At 76.8% G+C, this 5,123-nt stretch carries 3 protein-coding genes; 1 reads left to right on the plus strand and 2 read right to left on the minus strand.

Annotation, left to right across the window (positions count from 1 at the left end; translation table 11 throughout):
• Window positions 1-2,353: glycosyltransferase family 4 protein (locus UWG_RS31740; protein WP_157838563.1), on the plus strand; the 2,353-nt coding region annotated here is incomplete at its 5' end.
• A gap of 15 nt (window positions 2,354-2,368) precedes the next feature.
• Here the strand turns inward: UWG_RS31740 and UWG_RS0116610 are convergent.
• Window positions 2,369-4,357, minus strand: coding sequence for a glycosyltransferase family protein (locus UWG_RS0116610; protein WP_237720110.1), 1,989 nt, complete (start codon window positions 4,355-4,357; stop codon window positions 2,369-2,371).
• Window positions 4,357-5,123 (minus strand): UDP-N-acetyl glucosamine 2-epimerase (locus UWG_RS30250; protein WP_016908346.1); only part of this gene is annotated, 767 nt, incomplete at its 5' end. The genes UWG_RS30250 and UWG_RS0116610, both read right to left, overlap by 1 nt.

Below are 5,123 nucleotides of genomic sequence, written 5' to 3' on the forward strand. Positions count from 1 at the left end.
CGCCGGCGACGCCGTCGCGCTGCCCGTCGGATGGCGCGCGGTGCGGCGAAGGCCGGGCGTACGCCTGGTGCTCGAGCCGTCGGGCGTCGTCGGGCGGCGCACCTCCCCCGCGGAACTCGCAGTCGTGACGCCGTGGTACCCGTCGCCGAACAACCCCTTCGCCGGCGCTTTCGTGCAGGCGTCGACGGACGCGGTGCGCGAGGCGGCCGAGCGGATCTCGATCCTGCACACCGAGGACTGGACGGGCGAGACGCACGGCCGGGTGCAGTCGGCGGCGGTCGCGGCGGCCGACCGCCTTCTCGACGACCCGGCGCGCATCCCCGTCCTCGACACCCCCGAGGGCGAACTCACGCGCGTGCCCGTGGTGGTGGGCCGCCGCCGGGACTACGCGGCTTGGGTCGCGGCGAAGGAGCAGGCGTTGCGCAAGGCGCTCCCCACGGGGCGGATCGAGGCGCCGGTGATCCACGCGCACACCGGCATCTACGGCGGCGTCCTCGCCATGCGGCTCGGCCGCCCCGACGCGCGCATCGTCGTCACGGAGCACGCCACGTTCCTGAGCCGCATCTTCGAACAGCGCGCGGCGAAGGCGCTCTACGAACGGGTGCTGGAGCGGGCCGACGCCTTCCTCTGCGTCGGCAGCCTCCTCCGCGACCAACTCGCCGACCACTTCCCGCAGTACGCGGAGAAGGTGCAGGTGCTCCCGAACGTCATCGACTTCGACAGGTTCGCTCCCGGACCGCCCCGCGATCCGCGGCTGCTGCGGTGGCTGTACCTGGGCCGCCTCGTCGAACACAAGGGCGTGGACGCGCTGTTGGAAGCCTTCGCGCGGGTGGCCGCCGACGAACCGGGGGCCGCGCTGACGATGGTCGGCTCGGGCGCCCGCGAGCCCGCACTGCGGGAGCGCGCCGCCCGACTCGGCCTCGGAGACCGCTTCACGGTGCTGCCCCCCGTGGCCCCCGAGGAGGTCAACACCCTGTATCACCGGCACGATCTGCTCGTCCACCCGTCGTGGTTCGAGACCTTCGGGATGACGCTCCCCGAAGCCGTCGCCACCGGCATGCCGGTGCTCGCGGCGCGCAGCCACGGGCCTGCGGAGACGATGCGGGGCGTCGAGGAGCTCGTGGGCGGGCTGATGGACGTCAGTGAGGACCCGCAGGTGATCGTCGACGCCTACCGGGCGCTGCGCCGCCGCGTCGACCGGCTCGATCTCCCGCGCGCCACCGAGGAGTTGAAGGCGCGCTACGGCAGGGAGGTGATCGGCGCCCGGCTCGCCGAGGTCTACCGCGGCGGCGGCCCCGCGCTGGGCGACGACGACACGGACACCATCGAACTCCCGTGGATGGTCGGCTCGTTGGCGCCGGGACGGGGACCCGAGGACCCCGAAGAGTTCGCCGACGACGAGCGGGGCCCCGACGAGTACCGCGGGGAGGGGGCCGACGGCTACGACGAGGAGCAGGACGAGCCGGAGGCGCCGCCCCTCGGCCGCCGCCCAGGCGCGGCCTTCGGGTTCGTCTCCGACGGCTCGGGCGGCATCGTTTCGGCCGGCGCGGCACCCCTGCCCACCGCGGAAGCACCCGCGGCACCGCGGACGCCGGACGCGCCCGCGGCACTCCGCACGCAAACGGTGCCGGTCGCCACCGAGCCCGCCGCCCCGCCCCCTCCGGGCACGGGCGACGCGGCGCGCGCCGTCGCGCCGGACGCGGCGAGCCGGGCGCCGGGCCGCGTCGTGCTGCTCGCCGTCGCACCCGGGCGCCCGCGGCGGGTGAGCGGCTTCGCCGACTACCTCGTGGCGCGCGGCGTCCCCGTCGACCTCGTCACCGCCGACCGCGGACGCTGGGCCGACACCCGACTCGACCCGCGCGTACGGCTGTTGAGCGTGCAGGAGGCCGAACGCCGGCTGCCGGGGCCGCGGATCGAGCGGTTCCTCGTCTTCGGGCTGCCGCGCCGGGTCCTCGCGCGCGCCGAGCGCCTCGCTCGCCGGGCCCGCTCGACGATCGCGCCCGAGACCGGCGTCGCGGCGCTGCGGCGCAAGCAGCTCCGCGCCTCCGACCTCTTCCACCAGCGCGTCTACCAGCGTGCGCGGCGCCTGTCCCGTCCCCGTACGTTCGCCAGGCTCGCGCGCCGGCACCTCCTCGCCGAGCTGCGGCCCGGCGCGGCCGAGCGCGTCTTCGTCTGCGACGAGCCCGCCACCGTGCTCGGCTGGCAACTCGCTCGCAGGCACCCGCACTTGGACGTCTCCAACTCGCTCGACCAGGAGCCCTACGCCCGACTCCCGCTGCTGGAGCAGCCGACCACGCCCACCTGGTCCCGCACGGGCGGACTCCACGGGACGCGGGAGGTCGCCGGACCGTGACCGGGCGGCCGCCGGTCAGCCGTGTCCGAGGAAGGCGGAGAGGGCCTGCACGGTCCGGCGCCCGTCGTGGTGGTCCTCGGCGAACTTGCGCGCCGCCGCACCGATCCGGATCGCCTCCTCGCGGTCGTCGAGGAGCGCCTCCAGCGCGCAACCGACGTCCCCGGCACGGGTGTTGACGAGCGGCGCCGGCACGCCGAGCGCCGCCTCCACCGCGGCGTCGAGGCGCGCGAGCACCGGCTTGCCCGCGGCCATCGCCTCGCAGGCGAGGTTGCCGTACGCGCCGGCGCCGAACTGGTCGACGACGATGTCGGCCCTGCGCACCCGCTCCCGCACCTCCGCGTGCGCCACCCCCTCGACGAGCTCGAACCGCACGTGGCCGCGCCGGTCGAGCTCCTCCAGCGCGGGCAGGATGCGCTCGGTCCCCTTCGTCCACCGCCGCGAGGGCGCGTGGAGCACGACGGGCCGGGAGCGCTTCATCACCGGGTAGCCGCCCGCGAGGGCGGCGACGTCGACGACGAGCGGCATCCAGACGGCGCCCGCGGGCAGGTCGGCGAGAAGGTCGGGGGTGGCGGCGAAGACGGGCAGCCCGCTCTCCTCGGCGACTCTGCGGTTGCGTTCGGCGAGCCGGGCCAGCCTCCGCCGCGTCTCCTCCGGCGCGTCGCAAAAAAGCGAGTCGGCGCCGTGCCGCTCCAGGTGGCGGGCCGGGTGGCGCACCTCGCTGCCGCGCGCGAGGAGGGCCGTGCGCAGCGGGCTGCGGAGCAGGTCGGGCAGGTCGTCCTCCAGGTGCGGCCCGTTGAGGCGCCCGAACACGGGGCGGAAGGCGTCCGCGAGCAGGTGCGTGTAACCGGCCAACACCCGTTGGAGCTGTTCCAGTTGGACGTGCGGGCGGTAAGCCGACCGCGGGTCGAGGAGGACGTCGACGGGGTGGACGGGTTTCTCGGCCGCCTCCGCAGCGAAGACCTCGGCCGAGACGTCGTCGCGCGCCGTGCAGACGGCGCGGGCGAGCTCGGCGAGCTGTCCCGAGTGGTCGGCGGGTCCGAGGCCGAGCCGTACGGGCGTCTCCCCGAGCGGTGTCCAGCGCGGCCGGGGCGCGTCCGGCTGCGGTGCGGGAGCCCGGCTCCGGCAGCTCCGTCCCACCGCGTCGAAGTCGGCGGTCGGTGGCAGGAGGCCGGTCAACTCCGTGTATTTGTAGGGGAGTTCGGTTGCGGGGAGCGCCGGGGGAGCGATCGCGAGTCGGTGCTCTGCGCGGAGCGCGCCGGCGCGCGCCTCGGTCTCGGTGACGACCGCGTCGGCGCTGTGCAGGAGGACGCACTCGGCCGCGGAGTCGGCGCCCGCGGGCCTGCGCGGCTCGTAGACCCAGCGGCACCTGTGGCCCGCCGCGCGCATCCGCGCCGCCGCGTGCGCCGCGGCGACCGCCGTCGGCAGCCCGCACGCGTGCACCGCGTCGGGGCGCAACCGCTCCAGCAGCGGCCCGAAGGCGAGGTCGAGCGCGAGGAGCCGCGGGCGGTGGACGAGGAGTTCGGACGGCGCCGACCACCGCGCAGCGCGCAGCCGCTCCGTACGCACCGCCCCGTCGAGCCGCTCGAGCGCGCCCCTCGCTCCGGCCGCGAGCAGCCCCTGCGGACGCAGTCGTGCGACGTCGTGGGCCCGACGCGCCTGCCGCGCACCCCGCCGCACGGCCGCCGCGACGTGCCGCAGCGCCTTCCGCCGCAGCCGTGCCGCCGGCCTGCGCGGCGGGCGCCGCAGCGCCCGCCCGCCCACCGGCAGCAGCACCACGGGCACCGTCCCCAGCACCGTGTGCCGGCGCCCGCTCCCCGCGCTCCGCGCGAACAACGCGACGTCCCAACCGGCCCGCACGGCCGACTCGCAGATCCCCCGCACCCGCGCGGCGGCACCCGGCACCCGGGCGGGCGCCGACTCGTCGAGCACCTCGGCGCTGAGCACGACGAGCCGCGGCCTGCGCTCCGAACTTCCGTACGTGGGAGGGGACTCGGGGGCCGCCATCACAAGGCCCCGCGCCGCAGTGCGGCGACGGCCGCGAGCGCGGCCGTCCCGTCCCCGTACGGGGTGGCGCGCTCCTGGCGGGGCGCGGGGCGGGTCGCGAGGTCGGCCCAGCAGTCGGCGCCGAGCGCGTCGGGATCGGGGACGAGGACGTTCCAGTCGTCGGCGAGCGTCTCCGGCCACTCGGTCTCCGTCCGCAGCGTGGTGCACGGGCGCCCGAGGAGGTACGCCTCCTTCTGGAGCCCGCCCGAGTCGGTGACGACGCCGCGCGCCCCCAGCACCGCGGCGACGAGCTGCGCGTACGGCAGCGGACGCGAGACGTGCACGCTCCCGCGCGCCAGCTCGACGCCCTGCGCCCCGGCGCGGTCCACGAGGCGCGGATGCGCGAGGAGGACGACGGGCAGCGGCAGGGCGGCGAGGGACGCGGCGAGCGCCTCGAGCCGGCCCGGCGGCTCCGTGTTCTCCGCGCGGTGGAGCGTGGCGAGGAGGTACGGCTCCCCTGGGCGCAGCCCGTCCGGCAGCGGAGCCGGCGGTGCGCTCCCCGCGCGCACGGTGTCCCTGGTGGCGAGGCAGACGTCGACCATCACGTCGCCCGTGAGCTCGGCGCGGTCGTCGAGCCCCTCGGCCGCCAGGTGGCGGACGGCCTCCTCGGTGGGGGCGAGCAGCAGGTCGGCCGCGTGGTCGGTGAGGACGCGGTTGTGCTCCTCGGGCATCCGGCGGTTGAACGAACGGAGCCCCGCCTCCAGGTGCGCGACCGGCAGGGGCTGCT

This window comes from Streptomyces xiaopingdaonensis, from assembly GCF_000262345.1.
GTDB classification, from domain to species: domain Bacteria; phylum Actinomycetota; class Actinomycetes; order Streptomycetales; family Streptomycetaceae; genus Streptomyces; species Streptomyces xiaopingdaonensis.